Raw genomic sequence first — 20,467 nt, forward strand, 5'->3', positions numbered from 1 at the left:
GACCCATTAATGCCCTTGAAATATTAGGCTATTTCAATACTTTCCTTATATTTGTGAGTTGTTAAAATTAATCGTAAATTATATGAGTGAAGAGATTAATAAGCCCAAAGATTATTCGGCAGATAGTATTCAAGCCCTTGAAGGAATGGAGCATGTGCGTATGCGCCCGTCAATGTATATTGGAGATGTAGGAGTGAGAGGTTTACACCACTTGGTTTATGAAGTAGTAGATAACTCTATTGATGAAGCCATGGCTGGTCATTGTGACCGCATCCAAGTAAGAATCAATGAAGATGGTTCGCTTCGGGTAGAAGATAATGGTAGAGGTATTCCGGTAGATTTACATAAAAAAGAAGGGGTTTCTGCATTGCAGGTTGTAATGACAAAAATAGGTGCAGGCGGTAAATTTGATAAAGATTCTTATAAGGTTTCTGGAGGTTTGCACGGAGTAGGTGTTTCAGTTGTAAACGCACTCTCTACTCATTTACATGCTTATGTTTACAAAAAGGGTAAAATTTGGGAGCAAGAATATGAAAGAGGTAAAGCCTTGTACCCAGTTAAACCAACTGGAGATACCGAACTAAACGGAACGGTTATCGAGTTTACACCAGACACTGAAATATTTCAAGAAACAATAAGGTTCAATTATGAAACCTTAGCCAATAGAATGCGTGAACTAGCCTTCTTAAATAAAGGAATTAGAATAACCATTGAAGACCGAAGAGAAAAAGATGAAGAAGGTAATTTTCGGTTTGAAGAGTTTCACTCTGAAGAAGGATTAAAGGAGTTTATCCGATTTATGGATACCAATCGTGAACCAATTATTGGTAATGTTATAGCCATGGAAGGCGAAAAAAATGATATTCCTGTAGAAGTAGCCATGATCTATAACAATTCTTACGCAGAAAATTTACATTCCTATGTAAACAATATTAATACTCACGAAGGAGGAACACATTTGTCGGGCTTTAGAAGGGGATTAACTTCAACCCTAAAAAAATATGCCGATGCTTCTGGCTTATTAGATAAATTAAAATTTGAAATTACTGGAGACGATTTTAGAGAAGGACTCACTGCCATAGTTTCTGTAAAAGTGCAGCATCCTCAATTTGAAGGACAAACAAAAACTAAGTTGGGAAATAGAGAAGTTACTTCAGCTGTTTCTCAGGCCGTTTCTGAAATGCTTGAAATTTACTTAGAAGAAAATCCTAACGACGCCAAAACCATAGTCCAAAAAGTAATTTTAGCAGCCCAAGCTAGACATGCTGCTAAGAAAGCTAGAGATATGGTTCAACGAAAAACGGTTATGAGTGGAGGTGGACTTCCTGGAAAGCTTTCAGATTGTTCTGACCAAGATCCAGAAAATTGTGAAGTTTTTCTTGTTGAGGGTGATTCTGCAGGGGGAACAGCTAAACAAGGTAGAGACCGAAATTTCCAAGCTATTTTACCTCTACGAGGTAAAATATTAAATGTAGAAAAGGCAATGTCTCATCGTGTTTTTGAAAATGAAGAAATTAGAAATATTTATACCGCTTTAGGTGTAACCATAGGAACTGAAGAAGATTCAAAAGCCTTAAATCTCTCTAAATTAAGGTACCATAAAGTTGTGATCATGTGTGATGCCGATGTTGATGGAAGTCACATTGCTACTTTAATCCTTACTTTCTTCTTTAGATACATGAAAGAATTAATTGAAGCGGGGCATATTTACATTGCTACTCCACCACTTTATTTAATAAAGAAGGGAAGCAAAAAACGCTATGCTTGGTCTGAGAAAGAACGTAATGAAATTGTAAACGAATACAAAACAAGTGTAAGTGTTCAACGTTATAAGGGGCTTGGAGAAATGAATGCTGAGCAGCTTTGGGATACTACAATGAATCCGAATAATCGAATTTTACGAAAAGTAACTATTGATAACTTAGGCGAAGCAGATCGAATATTTTCTATGCTGATGGGAGACGAAGTTCCTCCTCGAAGAGAGTTTATAGAAAAGAATGCTGTATATGCTAATATTGATGCTTAATTTTTTTTAATTGTATAAATGGAACAAAGTCCTTCACGAGTTGAAGGACTTTTTTTATAAATAATTTTTATATTAGTTTTAAAAAAAGTAATTTTATAGCTCAAATTGTTGATAATTATATATATAAAACCATGAAAAATTTATCTTATCTCTTGTTTTTGTTTCCGGTATTATGCTTTTCTCAAATTGATTTAAGTCCTATTCTAACTTCCGGCCTTGAGGATGCAAACAAATTTACATCTAGCTATTTGGAACCTGGTCTTGATGCAGTAGCTTTTAATTTGTCTAATGGTTGGTATAGTTCTGCTAAAGCCAAGGGCTTAGGGAGTTTTGAAATAGCAATTATAGGTAACGCCTCTTTTGTTTCAGAAGATCAGCAAAGCTTTGAATTAAACACCAACGAATATGATTTTTTAGAATTTAGTGATGGTTCTTCCGCTAAAAATGTAGCTAATGTTTTAGGAGAGAATGATCCTAGTATAACTGCTTTAAGCGTCTATACTGATGAATTTGGAAACGAGCAAACAGTTAGTTTTGAGTTACCTGACGGATTATCAGGAAGTGGATTAAATTTTGTTCCAACTGCTGCATTACAAGCTAATGTAGGTTTAGTTTTTGGTTTCGAAGCCGTTGTTAGAGCTTTGCCAGAGGTGAAGTCAGAAAATAATAAGTTTAGGTTTTATGGATTTGGGTTAAAAAATGAATTTACAAAATGGATTCCAGGAACTAAGGCTTTACCTATTAGTATAGCGGGTATGATAAATTATTCAAAATTTGATGCTCGATTTGCATTAGAAGAAACAGTTTTAATTAACGGTAATGACCAAAGAATTGATTTAGGACTAGAAACTTGGGCAATAGATTTAATTGTTTCAACACGACTTCCAGTGATTAACTTTTATGCCGGTGGAGGATATGTGATGGCTAATTCAACATACGGGTTAAATGGTACCTATCAAATTAACGATGGACCAAATTCAGGAGAAACTATTGTTGATCCAATTAGCAATAGTTCATCCCTAAACGGATATAGAGCTACACTAGGAACGCGCCTTTCCTTAGGCATATTTAAACTTTTTGCTGATTACAGTTTCCAAGAGTTTAGTTCTGTTTCTGTAGGTATGGGCTTTGGAATATAAATAACCTAACTTAGAAATTCACCCAGCTGCTAATTGGATAATGGTCTGAGTATTCGTTATTGTAGTTAGAAAAATCAATCACTTCAAATTCTTCATCAGTTAAAATAAAATCAATCCGAATAGGAATAAAATCAAAGTCAAAAGTTCTTCCAAATCCATTTCCTCTTTCCTTAAAGCTATCTTTTAATCCATACGATTTAATTTCTCGATAAACACTTGAAAAAGCAGTATTATTGAAATCTCCCATCACTATTTTAGAGTATTTACATTTACTTAGGCTTTCTGAAATCAATTGAGCTTGTTTTGCCTGAAGAGCAAATGAATTGCTTACTCTTTTTATTAAACGCTGCTGATCTTCTTCACTAAGCGCTGTCATACTTGGTGTTATTTTTAGTGATTCTAGATGTATGTTATAAACCCTTAGCGTGTCATCTTCAACAAGTAAATCAGCATAAATAGCGTTGTTTAAAGAATTTTCAAAATTTAAATTAACTTGATTTAAGATAGGGAATTTAGAGTAAATAGCTAGGGCATTATTTTTGTTAGTTCCTCTATGCTGAATATAATTGTAAGGATATTGTTTACTCAAATCAAATTCACTGATCTCTTTAAAGTCTTGTAAGGCAATAACACTAGGATTTTCATCTAATAAAAACCGATTTATTTTTTTACTAATGTCCTCATCGTTGATCCATTGATGCATGTTTAAATGCCTCACATTGTAACTTAATAAGTGCAGTTTAGCGTCTTTGCGCTCCAGTTTTTCATTAATTACATACAAAGAGGTAATGTGGGGATAACCAATACCCAATATAATAATAGATAACATCATACGCTTATTTAATTTGATGAACCAATAGATGGCGAATAGTAAATTGATTAATAAGAGTATGGGAATTGAAAAATTTAGAATTGAGAGTAGAGGTATAAAATCGGCGGGGATATAAGGAAGTAAATACGAAAGAATAAGAAGTAAAGCAAAGACTGAATTTAAGAAGTAAACAAACCGATCAAAATATTTCATAGAAGTTTTCTTATTTAATTAAGCTAGCTAGCAGTTCAAGAATATTGAAAATTACATATCTTTACCTGCATTAAATAAAAAATCTTTTTCTTCCTTACTTAAGCTATCGTAACCATTTTTAGAAATTTTATCCAATATCTCATCTACTTTCTTTTGTTTCTCATCCTTTTTTATATTGTTTTTTGATGAGTTAGATTTCTTGTTTTTTTTATTTTTATGAACCGTTTTCATTTTAGGTTTTTTACTTCCAATTGAACTAAAGTAATTAATAATTCCATCCATAAATTTTTCAAAACCAGCTCCAATATCATTTCCTTTATCTAATTGTTTCGTATAAAAATAGCCTAATAACGCACCGCCTAAATGAGCTAAATGACCTCCAGCGTTCCCTAAGGGAATTTGGATAACGTCTAGGACTACAAAAACAGAAGCAATATGCCATAATTTCACATTACCAATAAGGAAAAAACGCATGCTTAAGTTGGGGGCTTTTGTAGCTATACCAACTAATATAGCCATTACAGAGGCTGAAGCACCAATTAAATATGATTTTCCAACACCTTGAAAGGCTGGAAACAAATTATAACTCAACATAAACATTAATGCCCCAGAGATAGCTCCTAAAAAGTAATAATTCAGCATTCTTTTAGGCGAGAAAAAATCTAAGAAAAATCTTCCAGAAAAATAGAGTAAAATCATATTAAATAAAATATGTAAAAAACCAGAATGCATAAATGCATAACTTACAATACTCCATGGTTTAAAAAGTAATTCATAGGGTTCTTTGTCAAATACTAACCAATCAATAAAAAAATTAGATTCGCTATTAAATAAGAATCCTAATGTTCTAAATACAAAGGTGAGTATAAAGAAAAGTAAATTGGCTGCTATTAACTTTTCAGTCATAGTAGCCATTGCATATTTATATCTCAACTGACTTTTCCAATCCATAGTTTAATTGTTTAATTCCATCTATTTTTGATGTCATTTTTTTTCCAATACAATACCATAAAAAAACCAACTACAGCCCCACCAATATGAGCCCAATGCGCAATATTGCTTTCGCCAAGTAAACTAGCTCCCGTTACTGCGGCATATAAGTCTAGTAAGAAATAAGCACCAATTAAGTATTTTGCTTTTATAGGAATAGGAATAAAAAGTAGATAAAGCGGTAAATTTGGATACAACATGGCAAATCCTGCTAGCAAACCAAAGATTGCTCCTGAAGCGCCAACCATGCTAGATAAATAACTTGTCACTAAGGTCTGGGTTGTTTCTTTAGGGACGCCACTACTTATTTTCATTCGATCTTTCATCTCAGCTGTATATTGAAGCGTTTCTTTTATATAATCATCACTAAATCCAGCTTCAATATAAGTTTGATAGGCAGCTGTAAAATTAATGTAATTAAATAAAATTTGTAAGGCTGCTGCTCCTAAACCTGCTGATATATAAAGAAATATAAAGCGTTTTTGACCGATACTTTGCTCCATAACGCTTCCAAATATAAAAAGCATGAACATATTAAAAAATATGTGACTGGTATTTCCATGCATAAACATGTGAGTTAGTATTTGCCAGATGGCAAAATTTTCATTTTCAGGAAACCAAAGGGCAAAAACTTTAAAGGCATAATCGCCTAAATAGGCTGTTCCAAAGAAGAACAAAACATTTGCTATTAGTAAGGTTTTAACGGTATCTGTAAGTCTTCCTCCCATAAATTTACATTAATTTTCTATCAAAGTCATCACTATTCATAGTAACAAATATTGGTTTGTTTTTTGGTGTTTTAGTAGGAGAGGAGCAAGAAAATAATTTACTTACTAACTCCATTTGTTCTTCGACTTTTAATTTTTTTCCTGCTTTTATTGCTGTTGTTTCTGCTATAGATTTAGCTAGAAGTTCCTTTAAATTAATTTCGCTACTGGGTATTCCTTCTTTAAAATTTGCTTTTAATTCGTCAAAAAGAGAGCCGATTTCTGTTTCAGAAAAATATGCGGGTATTCCACTTATTTGTATTTCTTCATGATCAAAGCGTTTAAAGTCAAAGCCAACTTGATTTAAATGCAGCTTTAATTCGCTTAATACTTCAAAATCTATAGGATTCATATCAATAATTAATGGAAACATTAATTGTTGGCTAAGTTCAGGTTTTTCTTGAAATTTTTGCATTAAATCTTCATAAAGTATCCTAAAATGTGCTTTGTGTTGGTCAATAATAAGCAGTCCAGATTTTAACGATGTAACAATATATTTCCGTTGTAGTTGAAAAGAAGCAGGTTCTTTTTGCAAGCTTTCTTCAGTAAAGTGAATTGAGTTTTGAGTATTTGATTCATTTTCAATATTTATTCGACTTTCAATTGCTTCAGAAGAAAAACTTTTGGTTCCTTCGTATAAATCTTCCCAATTTTGAGTATTTTGTTTGTTAGGAAAATCAGGTTTAAACTTTGCTGTTGAAGTTTTTTGCGTTGGATTTGTTTCTTGTTCAAAATCTTCTCTAAACGGGTTAAAACTTCGGTCCACTTCAATGCTTGGACTTTTAGCAGTAGATTTAAATTTTGCATAGCTAGGGTCTAAGTCGCTACTGTGGTCAAAATCTAAAATAGGGGCAATTTGAAACTGTCCTAAACTGTGTTTTACAGCCGATTTTAATATGGCATAAATGGCATGTTCATCTTCAAATTTAATTTCAGTTTTAGTGGGGTGAATATTGATGTCTATGCTTTTCGGATTAACCTCTAAATACAGGAAATAAGAAGGATGTGTTTTATCTTTAAGAATTCCTTCAAAAGCACTTGCTACTGCATGATGTAAATAACTATTCTTAATAAATCTATTATTGATAAAGAAAAATTGTTCGCCACGAGTTCGTTTAGCATAAGCAGGTTTTCCTGCAAATCCAGATAAATTAACTAGTTCAGTAGTTTCATTGATAGGAACTAAATTTTCGTTGGCTTTTCCTCCCATCACACCAACAATTCTTTGTCTCAGGTTACTTGCGGGTAGGTTAAACAATTCTGTACCATTATGGTACATCTTAAAGCTTACACTTGGATGAGCCAAAGCTACGCGTTGAAATTCATCAATTATATGTCGTTGTTCAACAGTATTAGATTTAAGAAAATTTCTTCGTGCCGGTATATTAAAAAATAAATTTTTTACGCTAATGCTACACCCCTGTTTAGTTACACATGGTTCTTGCTTTTTAACTTCGCTGGCTTCAATATAAATTTCGGTTCCTACATCGCTAGTCTTGTTTTTACTTTTTAACTCAACTTGTGCAACGGCAGCAATAGAGGCTAAAGCTTCGCCTCTAAATCCTTTGGTGTGTAAGTTAAATAAGTCTTCTGCTTTTTTTATTTTTGAAGTAGCATGTCTTTCAAAAGCAAGTCTAGCATCGGTCATGCTCATGCCTTTGCCATCATCTATAATTTGAATAAGCGTTTTTCCAGCATCTTTTATTAGCAACTGAACTTGACTTGCTTCTGCATCAATACTGTTTTCTAGTAACTCTTTAACTACGGACGCAGGTCTTTGAACTACCTCACCGGCTGCTATTTGGTTGGCTACATGGTCTGGTAAAAGCTGAATTATACTTTCCATTATTCATTTAAATCTTTAAAAATGGACAAATCAAAATCTATAATCCATAAGAAAATTAAAATGAGGACACCTGTAATTAATAAGACACGCTTGTTGATGGAACGATTTCCTCGGTGTCTATTATTCTTTCGGTCTTCTGCCCATTGTGCCCCGAAATCTATTTGGTTAGTCGTATTTTTATATTTATAAAACTTAGAATCAAAATCATAAATATTACCTTCCTCTTTTCCTTTGTAATATCTAGGAGTATAGTTATATCGTTGATTTTTGGGTAATTTGAAACCTTTAAATTTCATGAAAATTATTACTTTAATTAAGCTTTAATTAGCTTGTAAAAAAAATATCTTTTGAAGCCTTATTTACTAAAGACATTCAAAAGATAAATTTAAGTATTTATAAAATATTGGCTACAGATTATTTCAATAATTTAAGAAATTTAATCCTATAGCTCATAAAATTTCGAATTCTTTTTTAGTTCAGCCATGTGAATAGCAGCTACTGCAGATTCTGTGCCTTTATTTCCATGTTTGCCACCAGAACGGTCTATGCTCTGTTGCTTTGTATTGTCTGTTAGTACGCAAAATAGGATAGGAATATCTCCTTCAACATTAAGTTGTCTAATGCCTTGGGTAACTCCTTGGCAAACAAAGTCAAAATGTTTTGTTTCTCCCTGAATTACATTACCAATGGCAATTATTGCGTCTAACATAGCAAAGCTTTCTGCCATTTTTTTGCAGCCGTATATCAATTCAAAACTGCCAGGGACATTCCAACGAACAATATTTTCCTTTATAACACCTGCTTCAATAAGAGTATCAAAAGCTCCTTGAAATAAATTTTCTGTAATTTCAGCATTCCATTCAGCAACAACTAAACCAATTTTGAAGTCTTTAGCTTCTGGTAATTTAGTTTTATCAAAATCAGATAAATTGTTTCCTTTGGTAGCCATTTTATTGTTTTAAAGCTTCAGCCTTTCCTAAAAATAAATCAGCGCGTTTTGCTTCTTCCGTGTTTGGAAAATTGTTTTTAATAGCTTGTAAATGCTTTTCTGCCTTTTTGATTTCGTTGAGTTCAATGGCAGTTTGTGCCGCCTTCAAATGAAATTTTGGAGTAACAAAGCTATTGGCATTTGCTTTAGCGGCTTTCTCAAAATAAGTAAGCGCTTCACTTTTTTGGTCAAGTTCTAAGAAAGCATCACCTATAGACCCAAGAGCAATGGTACTTAAAATTTTATCCTCTCCTTTAAATTCGTCTAAATGAGCAATAGCCTTTTTAAAGTTTCTCAACTCTAAATAAGCCATACCAGCATAATAATTAGCTAAATTCCCAGTTTTTGTACTTCCGTATGAATCAGAAATAGCCACAAATCCTAATTTGCCTCGGCCACCATCTAAAGATAAAGTATAAAGCGAATCTTTCATTTTCTTAGTGTCTGCTTCAACGGCATTGTCAAAATAGCGTTGAGCTTGAACTATTTCTTCAGAAGCTTCCACTTCCTGTGGAGCTAAAACAAGGTTTTGATAACCTAAATAACCAAGCGCTAAAACTGCAATTACAACAACAGCACCAAGAATTGTTTTTTGATGTTTGCTAATAAACTCTTCGGTTTTACTAGCAGATTCATCTAACGACTCAAAAACTTCTGCCGTTGTTGACTCATCTTTAATTTTTTCCTCTCTTTCTTTTTTATTCTTCGGTTTATGACCTCTTTTATTGTATGTTGCCATTTCTGTTATTTTTATTGACCCGCAAAAATAGAATTTTTATTAATAAATAACCCTATTTAGACAGAAATTGTTAGTAAATGTATTTTTTGTAACAACCGATTTTATAAAGCTACTTATTTTTTGAATTTTTATAGGTATAAATTCAATGATTTCATGTTAAATGACTAATTTTAGCCTTCTGATTTTATAATTAATGTACTGAATTAAACGTATGATTTTAAAGCGATTAAGTTTACTTAATTTTAAAAATATAACTCAAGCTGATTTTCAATTTGATGCGCACGTGAATTGTTTTGTTGGCAGAAACGGAATTGGAAAAACTAACGCCTTAGATAGTATTTATGCATTGGCCTTTGGGAAAAGCTATTTCAACCCGGTAACTAGCCAGAATATTAAGCATGGATGTGAGTTTTTTGTTATTGATGGTCAGTTTGATTTCTCTGAAAAAGAAGAGCGTATTATTCTTTCTGCTAAAAAAGGTCAAAAAAAAGTGATTAAACGCAACGGCAAAACTTATGAGCGTATTGCAGACCACGTAGGCCATATTCCGTTGGTTATTATTTCACCTTCAGACCGAGATTTAATTACGGAAGGGAGTGAAGTGAGAAGAAAATTTATTGACGGCATCATTGCCCAATCTAATTCTACCTATCTTCAATATTTAATCAATTACAATAAAATTTTGAGTCAGCGTAATGCGCTTCTGAAGTTTTTTGCCGCGAACCGTAGCTTTAACCAAGCTAATATAGACGTTTATAACGAACAACTAACAGATTACGGAACTTATATATTTAATGAAAGAAAGCAATTTCTTAATACTTACCTCCCGCTCTTAAAAAGACGTTATATTGATATAAGCGGTAATAGTCATGAGGAAATAGGACTGACTTACAAGACTAAAATTAGCGCTGAAAATTATTTGGATTTAATGAAAGAATCTATTCAAACTGACTTGAAAAAACAATATACCACAATTGGAATACACAAAGACGATTTGATATTCACACTTAACGACTATCCCATTAAAAAATTCGGCTCACAAGGGCAACAAAAATCATTTTTGATTGCATTAAAATTTGCACAATATGATTTTCTCTATAAATTAAAAGGCATCAAACCCATTCTTCTATTGGATGATGTTTTTGATAAATTAGATGAAAATAGGGTAACTCAAATTATTTCTATGATTATGAGAGACGATTTAGGACAGCTTTTTATTTCTGATACACATGCAGAAAGAACTGAAAATGTAGTGAAAGCAAATACTAAAAATTATAAAATGATTCATTTAAATTGAACAGGATGAAATATATAGCAATTAGTTTTTTATTGATAACTATACTTTTTAGTTGCAATCAAAATAGTTTAGGAGAAACTCAATTAATTAATGGTTATTGGCAAATTAAAGAAGCTGAAAATCCTAAAGGAGCCATTAAGCAATACGATTTTATAGAAACGGTTGATTTTTATGAGATAACCGACTCTATTGGTGTGAGAAAAAAGGCAAAACCTACAATACAAGGCGGATTTAAAGTAAGTGAAGACCAAGAAACCTTTACAACTGAAGTAACTTCAGATACTATATTTCTTCATTTTAAAAACATTTATGATGCAAGAACAGATGCCGTTTTTGATTTATCTAAAAATCAAATGAAAGTAAAAAGTAGTACTACAGGTTTGATTTTTACTTATGAACGCTTTGAAAAAATTGATTATGGCGATGAAGAAATATAAATCCAAAGACGAATTTAAAAAACGCTTTGCTGAAGAACAATCTATCGGAGATGTGCTTAAAAAGTTTAAACAGATGAAAAAACTCTCTTCGGGTTTTGAGGAAATAAGACTTAAAGAAACCTGGGAAGCAGTCATGGGACCAGCGATTTTTCAATATACACAAAGTATTCAATTAAGAAGAGGAAAGCTTATTGTGAAATTAACCTCTTCAACTTTAAGAGAAGAATTGTCTTACGGAAAGTCTAAAATAAAAAATAATTTAAATGAAGCCTTAGATCAATCTTTAATCAAAGAAGTGGTGTTGGTTTAAAGTATATGAATATAAGTCCGTTCAGTTAGTTAGTAATTATGAAAAACAAACACACATGGTTTCTTGTGTAAATCTGGCAAGCTAGTTGATTTCCATTCGCCTATAGTTTTTGTCCTAATGTATTCTGTACTTAAAGTAAGGTCACAAGCTAACGTTAAATAGCTTGTTGGGTGTAAGCTGTTGAGTAAAGTTTTTAAAACCGATTCGTTTCGGTAGGGAGTTTCAATGATAATCTGACTTTGGTTTTCTTGTTTTGCTCTTTTTTCTAGTTGTTTAATTTTAGATTTACATTTCGCTTTATCTATAGGTAAATAGCCATTGAACGCAAAATTTTGCCCATTTAAACCACTTGCCATTAAAGCTAATAAAATTGACGAGGGACCAACTAAAGGAACTACTTGTATTTCTTTTTTGTGAGCAGCACTAATTGCTTTTGCTCCAGGGTCAGCCACTCCAGGACAACCTGCATCAGACATCAATCCAACGTCAATTCCATCCAAACATGGAGCTAGCATCTCAGGAATTTCAATTTCTTGCGTGAACTTATTGAGGGTGTAAATTTCTAGTTCTGCCTGCGACTTAGTAGGTGTGATTTTTTTAATGAAAGCTCTAGAAACTTTTTCATTTTCTACAATATAATGGTTTATGTCGTTAATTATTTTCCTAATTGAAAGAGGTAAAATTTCTAGAGGTGGCTGTTCACCTAACCTTGAAGGGATAAGGTACAATTTTCCTGCTGCCTTTGTTGTTTCATTTTCTTTCATCTGTTTATTTTATTTGTTTATAAGTGGTAAGATGAGACCCATATAATCATCCTCTTGTGTGTAGAAGCTTTCAAGATGCATGTTTCATCAGTTTATTTTTTTAACGATTACTTGACAAGCCTTATCTAACATTTGATATACATTTTCAAAGCCACTAGCGCCTCCATAATAGGGATCGGGCACTTCTTGGTTTTCTTCAGGAAGTAATTCGTTTAAAATTAGTTTTACCTTATTGATATCACTTTCATTTGAAGCTAATTTAACCACATTAGAGTAATTGGATTGATCCATCACATAAATGTAATCAAATTTATCAAAATCTTCTCTTTTAAAAGGTCTGCTTCTTTGATTTGTGATATCTAATCCATGTTCTTGAGCGACTTCAATAGACCTAAAATCAGGTAATTCTCCCTCATGAGAGTCTGATGTACCTGCTGAATCTACTTCAATTCGATTTGAATTTACCTTTGATTTCAATATTCCTTCAGCTAGTGGTGATCTGCAGATATTACCTAAACACACCATAAGAATTTTAATCATTTTTTTTTACCAAAAATATAAAAGGAATTTAGATTAAAGAAATTAAGTAGGTTAATTTATGTCTTAAGCTTAAGTTGAAGCTCTTCTACATATTTGTTAAAGCTTTTGTCGGTAGATTTTAAATTATCTACAGTTTTACAAGCGTGCAGAACAGTGGCATGATCTCTTTTGCCTATTTCTTTGCCAATATTAGCTAAAGAAGACTTGGTCATTTTTTTTGAAAAATACATTGCAATTTGTCTAGCCTGCACAATGTGTCTTTTTCTTGTTTTTGACTGAAGTGTATCTACATCCATGTCAAAGTATTCGCTTACCACTTTTTGAATTTGACCAATAGACAATTCCTTTTTAGTCTTTCTAACAAAGTTACTAACAACACGTTCAGTTAGCTCAAGGTCAATTTCTTTCTTACTAAAAGAGGAGTGGGCTATAAGTGAAATAATAGCACCTTCTAATTCTCGAATATTGTGTTTTACGTTTTCAGCTAAATATTCAACAATTTCATCTGGCATTTCTACGCCATCTCTAAAGAGTTTAGACTTGATGATGTTTATTCTTGTTTCGTAATCTGGAGTTTGAAGTTCAGCGGATAAACCCCATTTGAATCTAGAAAGTAATCGCTGTTCAATATCCTGCATATCAACCGGTGCTTTATCACTAGTTAAAACAACTTGCTTGCCGTTTTGATGCAAATGATTGAAAATGTGGAAAAAAGCTTCTTGTGTTCCTGCTTTTCCAGATAAAAGCTGAATATCATCAACAATTAGAACGTCAACTAATTGGTAAAAATGAATAAAATCGTTTCTGTTATTTCGTTTTGTGACTGAATCTATAAATTGTTGAGTAAATTTTTCTGAAGAGATATATAGTACTGTCTTCTCTGGATATTTTTCTTTAATGTCCACACCAATAGCGTGAGCAAGGTGGGTTTTTCCAAGACCGCTGCCCCCAAAAACAAGTAAAGGATTAAAAGAAGTACCACCGGGTTTATTAGCAATTGCTCTTCCAGCAGAACGAGCTAGACGGTTAGATTCTCCTTCAAGAAAATTATCAAAGTTATAATTTGAATTAAGTTGAGAATCTATTTTTAAGTTCTTAATCCCTGGAATTACAAATGGGTTTTTTAATTCGGGGCGTTTCCCTTTTTTACTATCAATGTCCTGATAGTCAATTTTTTTTCGTTTGGTACTCGGTAAATTCTCTGTGTAAGCGGGGTTATTTCCTCGCTTATTTTCCATGCGTATGTTGTAAACAAGCTTAGCGTTTCTTCCTAACTCTTTTCTTAATGATGCTTTTAGAAGCTCTGCATAATGCTCTTCTAACCACTCAAAAAAGAATTTTGAAGGAACTTGAATACTTAGCGAAGAATTTTCTAATTTAACTGGCTTGATTGGCTTAAACCAAGTATCAAACAAATGCGGAGTAATATTATCTTCTATAAATTGAAGACAACTATTCCAAACTGTAACCGCATCTTTTGACATAATTTGAATTAAATTTCAAGGTTAATAAATTGTAAAGTAATTTTTACGAGCTACAAATATGTGAACAAATTAGCTAATAAAAAAATGAAATTTATGTTGTTTTTTAATTTTTTTTTATGCATAATGAAACACTAGTTTAAAAACAAATAAATAGTCTAAAAAATGAACAATATCTCATTAAGTAAAATTACAGTACGTTATGCAGAAACCGACCAGATGGGGGTAGTACATCATTCCGTTTATCCATTATACTTTGAAATTGGAAGGTTAGATTGGTTAAACCAATTTGATTTGCATTACCACAAAATGGAGGAAGACGGAATTATGCTACCCGTATATGATCTTCATGTAAAGTATCATAGACCTGTTAAATTTGGAGAAAATCTAATCGTTAAAACTTCGTTAAATAATCTGCCTGACGTAAAAATCAAATTCAATTATCGAATTTTTAATGAAAAACAAGAATTGGTCACTTCGGGCTATACTACATTAGTTTTCGTGAATGCTTCATCTAGGAAGCCAATTAAATGTCCAACTTATATTTTAAATGCTTTTCAGAAAATTAAATTTGATTAATTACAGTTTTCTGTAGCCTCAAAAGTAATAGGTAAAACCTCGTTATTAGAGGTAACCTGATAATTACCTAATTGTAGTGTAGAAAAAGTAATGATTTGTTCACCATCAGCTCTTTCTAAAGATACATTTTCAAAGACTACTTGCACTCTAAAGGTTCTTGTAATAACATTTGGACGGTACAAATCAATAACTAATTCTTCTGTTACTTCAGGGTTTAGATAGTGAGGTACACCTTGTTCATTTACTGCTGTTTGCGGATTTAAAATTGGGTTTCCATCATCATCTAGCTCATCAAATGCGTTTAAATCTTCATGCCTACTAATCACGCCGTCTCCATCATCGTCTTCGTCTAAATAGTTAGGAACGCCATCAGCATCAAAATCTACAAAATCAAATGCATTATCTGGATTGTTTGGTGAGTTTCCAAATTCGTCAATAATTTCTACTGCGGTTGGTACATTGTCATTATCGTCATCGGTATCTAAAAAATTTGGTATTCCATCACTATCAGTATCATCGTCAAAAAGATTTCCGTTTCCATTTATATCTTCTAGTTGAGGAGGTACACCATCATTGTCGTCCTGACTCTGAATGCCAAAAAACAAGGTAGCTTTTCCTCCAGTGGTACTTCTAAATTCTTGTTCAACTCTAGGAGAACTCGGTGGTACTTGCTGGCAAAAGTACTCATCAGAATTAATAGAATTAGAAAGCTTCCTGTAAACTATTTCGTTAGTATTGTTGATGTTTATTTCAATTGGGGCAGGGGGGCAAAGTCCTTCAAATTTTCCATCAAAACCTGAGCTTTGAAACCTAAATGAAATAGCTTCATTAGTTTCAGAATTGATAAAGTGAAGAACATTTTCATTGCCATTTGTACACAAATTTAAATTAGTGTCTTGGTCAAAATCGAAACTTGAAACTACTTCATCTCCATCATTACAAGAAGACAATAGAAGAAATATTCCAAAAAAGAAAAAAATCTTATTCATTGTTTAATAACTTTATACAAAAGTATAAAACAAAAATTGACCAACTAGTGTAAATAATAAATTTAAATTTCTATTTCTTGAAAAATCGAATACTCAGAACCTATAATAGATTCATAACTCATTTCTTTAACTTGAACAACTATAAAAGAGGTATCAGCTTTAAGTTTTTAGCGTTTATAAATTGAATCATATTTTGATTGCGTAAATATGAAGTAACAAGACTATTACCTATCTTTGTAAAAAAATAAATAAGTTATGGATATTGGGGTAAAACATGAATTGACAATTGAACGATTAACACCTCCCGGTTTATTTCTTACTAATGAAGCTGGCGAAGAGGTTTTATTGCCCAATAAATATATTCCAGCATCTTATGAAATAGGAGATCAGTTGAAAGTCTTTGTTTATCTTGATCATGAAGAGCGTCCTGTAGCAACTACCTTACAGCCTTATGTAGAACTTGACGAATTTGCTATGTTAACCTGCGTTGACACTAACCAATATGGTTCGTTTATGGATTGGGGTTTAGAAAAACAACTTTTTGTGCCTTACAAAGAACAGGCATCTAAAATGCAAATTGGCGAACCTTACCTTATTTTTTGTTACTTAGATGAAATCACTAATCGTCTAGTAGCTTCAAGTAAAGTTCATCATTTTGTAGATAATGCAGACTTAACCGTTGAAGCTTTCGAAGAAGTTCATATTATTGTTTCTAATCCTACCGATTTAGGTTTTCAAGCTATTATTAATGAAATTCACTTAGGAATGATTTTTAATAATGATATTCACAAACCTATTAAAGTAGGCGACCGTATGAAGGCGTTTGTGAAGAAAATTAGAGAAGATAATAAAATTGATTTGGTTTTGGAACGACCTGGATATAGAAGTATCGAGCCCAACGCGCAAAAAGTGCTTGAAGTTTTAGAAGATGCTAACGGGTATTTACCTCTTCATGATAAATCTGAACCCGATTTAATTAAACAGTTGCTTCAGATGAGTAAAAAATCTTTTAAAAAAGCTATTGGAACGCTTTATAAAGATCGACAAATAGAAATTAAAAATGGAGATGGGATTTACAGGAAAACGAACTAATTAATTTTCTTTTTCCTCTTCTTTTTTTATTATACTTGTTTCAATTTGTGCTCCATATCCGTAGCTGTTTAGTCTTGGTCTCATATAGCTTGAGCGATATAAGGGATGCCTAATAGCACTTCCAGAATTCATTAAATAAGGTTCTTGAAATTGATTTGTTTGGCGCAAATAGGTTTCCGCTCTAAATCTCATATTATCAGTTTTTTGTATATCTTGAACATTGAATTTTTCTCTAAAACGTTCAACATTTTCTTTGTATTTGGCAGCTTGCTCTTTTCTATATTGTTGTTTTCGTTCAATTTCATAAAGCATGTCAATTTCTTGTATTTCTCCTTTTCGTTCATACATATATTTAGTAGAAACAAGCTCTTGACGTGGCCTTGAATACAAAGTTTCTTCAAAAAAAGTACTTAGTAATGGTTTGTCATATAAATCAAAATCTCTTTGCTTACCAAGTTCTTGCGATGAAGCAACAACTATGGAGCCAATGAAGCTGATTATTAATAAACAAATCTTTGTAGCCAAAACCTTATTTTTTCCAATCTAATATACTATTATCGTGCCATAATTGAGGAAAGAATTTTCGTTGCTGATATTTTGGGTGAAGGTATTTTTGCCATTCACTTCCGCCGGTGGCTGCTTTATTTTCTCCTTTTGAGTTTAAATACTTTGAAGCTGTAGCTAAATGAGTAAGAGGCCACTTTACATTGTAATTATAATCGAAGTCTTTTACTGATTTAATCAACTTTTCTGAAGGTTGCTCAATACGCATTAACTGTTCATTTAAGGTTTTGCCTTCAACTTCTTTGGCTAATGCCTTAAACTCTTTGAGGTATTTTTTCTCAAAGACGCTTAAAGTTTGATTTGATTTTCCTGTTGTTTGATTATATCCCGCATCACGCCAGTATATATTTTTAAAAAGTTCATCTAAGCTTGGGTTGCTAGACAGGCGTTCTTTGCCTTTTTCATTTACTAAATTAAGTATAGGCGTACAGTAAATCTCTAAAAAACGGAATTGAGCACTCTGAAAACCACTTGCTGGTGCCAAGCTCATTCTGAAGGTATTGTAATCTTCATAACTCATTCCGTTTTTCATTACAGAAAACGATGTAATTAATAAATCAGTGTATCTCGTTAATCGCCCTAATTTATCTGAAAATATAGCCTCATCTAAATCATTAAAGATCAATTGTTTAATTTCATGAATCATTAATTTTAAGGTTAACTCAGTAATTTGATGATAACCAATAAACACCACTTCATCTTTAAAATTTGTAACTGGCTTTTGAAGCGACAGTAAGCTTTCTACTTGAATGTAATCCCAGTATTCAATAGGACTTTGATGAAGCAATCCCTCAAGATAGGTGTCTGGATTTTCGCCAAGTGCTTCGTATTTTTCAACAATTTTATTTATTAATTTTTCTCTTTTACTCATATTTAGTTAGGTTTAGTAGTTCTTAAAAAGAATTGATAGTTTGTCTAATTTCAATAAGCCTTTTCATTAAACCTTTCATGTGTTTCAAGTCTAGCATATTTGCTCCATCACTTTTAGCTTCAGCAGGATTAAAATGTGTTTCAATAAATAAACCATCAACCTGATTAACTACACCTGCACGTGCAATTGTTTCAATCATTTCTGGTCTTCCACCCGTTACCCCTGAACTTTGGTTAGGTTGTTGAAGCGAGTGGGTAACATCTAAAATGGTGGTAGCAAATTTTTTCATGCTTGGTATGCCTCTAAAATCTACAATTAAATCTTGGTATCCAAACATGGTTCCACGATCAGTAATCATAACTAATTCATTATCAGAGTCGGTTACTTTTCTAACTGCATGTTCCATGCTTTCTGGACTCATAAATTGGCCTTTTTTTAAGTTAACGGTTTTTCCTGTTTTGGCGGCCGCTACTACTAAATCGGTTTGTCTTACTAAAAAAGCTGGGATTTGCAATACATCCACATAATTTGCAGCCATTTCTGCATCGCTCACTTCATGGATATCGGTGACGGTTGGAATATCAAAATGCTGACCAATTTCTTCAAGGATTTTAAGGGCTTTTTCGTTGCCAATGCCTGTGTAGGAGTCAATTCTACTTCGGTTAGCCTTTTTAAACGAACCTTTAAATACATAAGGAATTTTAAGTTCATCCGAAATTCTCACCATTTCTTCAGCAATTCTAAAAGCCATATCCCTTCCTTCAATTGAACAAGGACCAGAAAGCAGAAAGAAATTATTGGATGATGTATGCTTTATGTTTTTTATTTTTTTGATATCCATTATTTTGATTTTTGTCAAAATTACGGAATTTTTCTTCATTTTTTTGAAGTAATGATGATAAAGCTAAACGACTTTATATTTGTGTGCCTAAATACAGGAATTCATCTTACTTTTACTACTTCTGAAAAACTTTCCTAGAAGATTAATACTGCTCATTTTCACTTGGAAAGTCACCTGTTTTTACATCTTTATTGTATTGAACAAAAGCCTCTGTCATAATAGTTTTTAAATCGGCATACCTTCTTAAAAAACGGGGGTTAAATTCGTGATCCATTCCTAGCATATCGTGAAGAACTAATACTTGACCATCTACGCCATTACCTGCACCAATGCCAATTACGGGAATACTAATGCTTTCGGCTACTTCTTGAGCAAGTTTGGCTGGAACTTTTTCAAGAACTAGCGCGAAACAGCCTAATCGTTCTAAAAGTAGCGCATCAGATTTCAATTTTTCGGCTTCAGCCTCTTCTTTCGCTCGTACGGTATAGGTGCCAAATTTATAAATGGACTGCGGTGTTAGTCCTAAATGTCCCATTACAGGAATACCTGCTTTTAATATGCGTTTTATAGAATCTTTAATTTCACTACCACCTTCCATTTTTACAGCATGAGCACCACTTTCTTTCATAATTCGAATTGAAGAACGCAAGGCTTCTTTTGGATCGCTTTGGTAACTCCCAAAAGGTAAATCAACAACCACTAAACTGCGATCTATTGCTCTAATAACTCCACTAGCATGATAAATCATTTGATCTAATGTAATTGGAAGTGTAGTTTCATGACCTGCCATTACATTAGAAGCTGAATCACCTACTAAAATTACATCAACACCTGCTTGATCAACAATTTTTGCCATGGTATAATCATAAGCGGTGAGCATTGAAATTTTTTCGTTGTTAGATTTCATATCTACAAGCGATTTAACGGTTACTCTTTTGTATTGTTTTTTAGCTGTTGACATAACTATTTATATTTTGTTGTAAAAATACATATTTCTCTGTATTGTTTTAATTTGAACTATAGAAATGTATTGATCTCTAGCTATTTTTTTTAAAAATGAATTTGATTACATACTAGATTCATCATTTCATAAAGCATATTCTAATTTTAATTAGGACAATATAGGATTACAAAAAAAGCCACAAACAAAAAATTTGTGGCTTTTTTTCGTAGTCAGTTTTAA

At 32.5% G+C, this 20,467-nt stretch carries 22 protein-coding genes; 7 read left to right on the forward strand and 15 right to left on the reverse strand.

The window, feature by feature from the left end:
• The first annotated feature begins 82 nt into the window (after positions 1–82).
• Both gyrB and G7034_RS04770 read left to right on the forward strand, forming a co-directional pair.
• Positions 83–2,026, forward strand: coding sequence for a DNA topoisomerase (ATP-hydrolyzing) subunit B (gene gyrB / locus G7034_RS04765; protein WP_166399823.1), 1,944 nt, complete (start codon positions 83–85; stop codon positions 2,024–2,026).
• A 131-nt stretch (positions 2,027–2,157) separates the two neighbouring features.
• Entirely contained in the window at positions 2,158–3,165 is a 1,008-nt protein-coding gene (locus G7034_RS04770; protein WP_166399824.1) for a DUF6588 family protein, read from the forward strand.
• A 10-nt stretch (positions 3,166–3,175) separates the two neighbouring features.
• Here G7034_RS04770 and G7034_RS04775 read toward each other — a convergent pair whose 3' ends face one another.
• The 7 genes from G7034_RS04775 to G7034_RS04805 all read right to left on the reverse strand — a co-directional run bounded on the left by G7034_RS04775 (position 3,176) and on the right by G7034_RS04805 (position 9,519).
• Positions 3,176–4,189: an endonuclease/exonuclease/phosphatase family protein gene (locus G7034_RS04775; RefSeq protein WP_166399825.1), complete on the reverse strand. Its 1,014-nt coding sequence runs from the start codon at positions 4,187–4,189 to the stop codon at positions 3,176–3,178.
• 51 nt (positions 4,190–4,240) lie between these two features.
• Positions 4,241–5,140, reverse strand: coding sequence for a rhomboid family intramembrane serine protease (locus G7034_RS04780; protein WP_166399826.1), 900 nt, complete (start codon positions 5,138–5,140; stop codon positions 4,241–4,243).
• 11 nt (positions 5,141–5,151) lie between these two features.
• Positions 5,152–5,907 carry a rhomboid family intramembrane serine protease gene (locus G7034_RS04785; protein ID WP_166399827.1) on the reverse strand — a complete coding sequence of 252 codons (756 nt, stop codon included), beginning with the start codon at positions 5,905–5,907 and terminating at the stop codon, positions 5,152–5,154.
• A gap of 4 nt (positions 5,908–5,911) precedes the next feature.
• Entirely contained in the window at positions 5,912–7,792 is a 1,881-nt protein-coding gene (gene mutL / locus G7034_RS04790) for a DNA mismatch repair endonuclease MutL (RefSeq protein ID WP_166399828.1), read from the reverse strand.
• On the reverse strand, positions 7,792–8,088 hold the full coding sequence (locus G7034_RS04795; protein WP_166399829.1) for a hypothetical protein: 297 nt from the start codon (positions 8,086–8,088) through the stop codon (positions 7,792–7,794). The genes mutL and G7034_RS04795 overlap by 1 nt, the downstream gene beginning before the upstream one ends.
• Before the next feature lie 146 nt (positions 8,089–8,234).
• Positions 8,235–8,741, reverse strand: a complete 507-nt coding sequence (gene ribH, locus G7034_RS04800) for a 6,7-dimethyl-8-ribityllumazine synthase (protein ID WP_166399830.1) — start codon at positions 8,739–8,741, stop codon at positions 8,235–8,237.
• A gap of 1 nt (position 8,742) precedes the next feature.
• Positions 8,743–9,519, reverse strand: a complete 777-nt coding sequence (locus tag G7034_RS04805) for a tetratricopeptide repeat protein (RefSeq protein ID WP_166399831.1) — start codon at positions 9,517–9,519, stop codon at positions 8,743–8,745.
• A gap of 211 nt (positions 9,520–9,730) precedes the next feature.
• Here G7034_RS04805 and recF point away from each other — a divergent pair, with 211 nt between their 5' ends.
• The 3 genes from recF to G7034_RS04820 are packed head-to-tail and all read left to right on the forward strand — an operon-like array spanning position 9,731 to position 11,563.
• A complete protein-coding gene (gene recF / locus G7034_RS04810; RefSeq protein WP_166399832.1) occupies positions 9,731–10,816 on the forward strand; it encodes a DNA replication/repair protein RecF in 1,086 nt (361 codons plus the stop codon).
• 5 nt (positions 10,817–10,821) lie between these two features.
• Positions 10,822–11,253, forward strand: a complete 432-nt coding sequence (locus tag G7034_RS04815; RefSeq protein ID WP_166399833.1) for a hypothetical protein — start codon at positions 10,822–10,824, stop codon at positions 11,251–11,253.
• On the forward strand, positions 11,240–11,563 hold the full coding sequence (locus tag G7034_RS04820) for a DUF721 domain-containing protein (RefSeq protein ID WP_166399834.1): 324 nt from the start codon (positions 11,240–11,242) through the stop codon (positions 11,561–11,563). Before G7034_RS04815 ends, G7034_RS04820 begins: the two co-directional genes overlap by 14 nt.
• Positions 11,564–11,592: 29 nt before the next feature.
• Here the strand turns inward: G7034_RS04820 and G7034_RS04825 are convergent, their stop codons facing one another.
• The 3 genes from G7034_RS04825 to dnaA all read right to left on the reverse strand — a co-directional run bounded on the left by G7034_RS04825 (position 11,593) and on the right by dnaA (position 14,351).
• Complete coding sequence (locus G7034_RS04825; RefSeq protein ID WP_166399835.1) at positions 11,593–12,327, reverse strand: SAM-dependent methyltransferase; 735 nt, start codon at positions 12,325–12,327, stop codon at positions 11,593–11,595.
• Positions 12,328–12,414: 87 nt separating this feature from the next.
• Positions 12,415–12,867 (reverse strand): low molecular weight protein-tyrosine-phosphatase, encoded by a 453-nt coding sequence (locus tag G7034_RS04830; RefSeq protein WP_166399836.1) that lies wholly within the window; start codon positions 12,865–12,867, stop codon positions 12,415–12,417.
• A gap of 56 nt (positions 12,868–12,923) precedes the next feature.
• Positions 12,924–14,351 (reverse strand): chromosomal replication initiator protein DnaA, encoded by a 1,428-nt coding sequence (gene dnaA / locus G7034_RS04835; RefSeq protein ID WP_166399837.1) that lies wholly within the window; start codon positions 14,349–14,351, stop codon positions 12,924–12,926.
• 162 nt (positions 14,352–14,513) lie between these two features.
• Between dnaA and G7034_RS04840 the strand changes: the two genes are divergently transcribed.
• On the forward strand, positions 14,514–14,927 hold the full coding sequence (locus tag G7034_RS04840; RefSeq protein WP_166399838.1) for an acyl-CoA thioesterase: 414 nt from the start codon (positions 14,514–14,516) through the stop codon (positions 14,925–14,927).
• On the opposite strand, the gene G7034_RS04845 is transcribed toward G7034_RS04840, so the two are convergent.
• A complete protein-coding gene (locus G7034_RS04845) occupies positions 14,924–15,916 on the reverse strand; it encodes a hypothetical protein (protein WP_166399839.1) in 993 nt (330 codons plus the stop codon). The two genes, G7034_RS04840 and G7034_RS04845, sit on opposite strands and share 4 nt — an antisense overlap.
• Before the next feature lie 255 nt (positions 15,917–16,171).
• Here G7034_RS04845 and G7034_RS04850 point away from each other — a divergent pair, with 255 nt between their 5' ends.
• Positions 16,172–17,008 (forward strand): CvfB family protein, encoded by an 837-nt coding sequence (locus G7034_RS04850; protein WP_166399840.1) that lies wholly within the window; start codon positions 16,172–16,174, stop codon positions 17,006–17,008.
• Here the strand turns inward: G7034_RS04850 and G7034_RS04855 are convergent, their stop codons facing one another.
• From G7034_RS04855 to panB, 4 genes are all read right to left on the reverse strand, one after another.
• Positions 17,009–17,533, reverse strand: coding sequence for a hypothetical protein (locus G7034_RS04855; RefSeq protein WP_166399841.1), 525 nt, complete (start codon positions 17,531–17,533; stop codon positions 17,009–17,011). It abuts the gene before it with no gap.
• A 4-nt stretch (positions 17,534–17,537) separates the two neighbouring features.
• Positions 17,538–18,443: a tryptophan 2,3-dioxygenase family protein gene (locus tag G7034_RS04860; RefSeq protein WP_166399842.1), complete on the reverse strand. Its 906-nt coding sequence runs from the start codon at positions 18,441–18,443 to the stop codon at positions 17,538–17,540.
• A gap of 22 nt (positions 18,444–18,465) precedes the next feature.
• Complete coding sequence (gene kdsA / locus G7034_RS04865) at positions 18,466–19,284, reverse strand: 3-deoxy-8-phosphooctulonate synthase (RefSeq protein WP_166399843.1); 819 nt, start codon at positions 19,282–19,284, stop codon at positions 18,466–18,468.
• A 142-nt stretch (positions 19,285–19,426) separates the two neighbouring features.
• Positions 19,427–20,245: a 3-methyl-2-oxobutanoate hydroxymethyltransferase gene (panB, locus tag G7034_RS04870; RefSeq protein WP_166399844.1), complete on the reverse strand. Its 819-nt coding sequence runs from the start codon at positions 20,243–20,245 to the stop codon at positions 19,427–19,429.
• Between the last annotated feature and the right edge of the window lie 222 nt (positions 20,246–20,467).

It is taken from the genome of Psychroflexus maritimus, from assembly GCF_011089875.1.
Lineage (GTDB): Bacteria > Bacteroidota > Bacteroidia > Flavobacteriales > Flavobacteriaceae > Psychroflexus > Psychroflexus maritimus.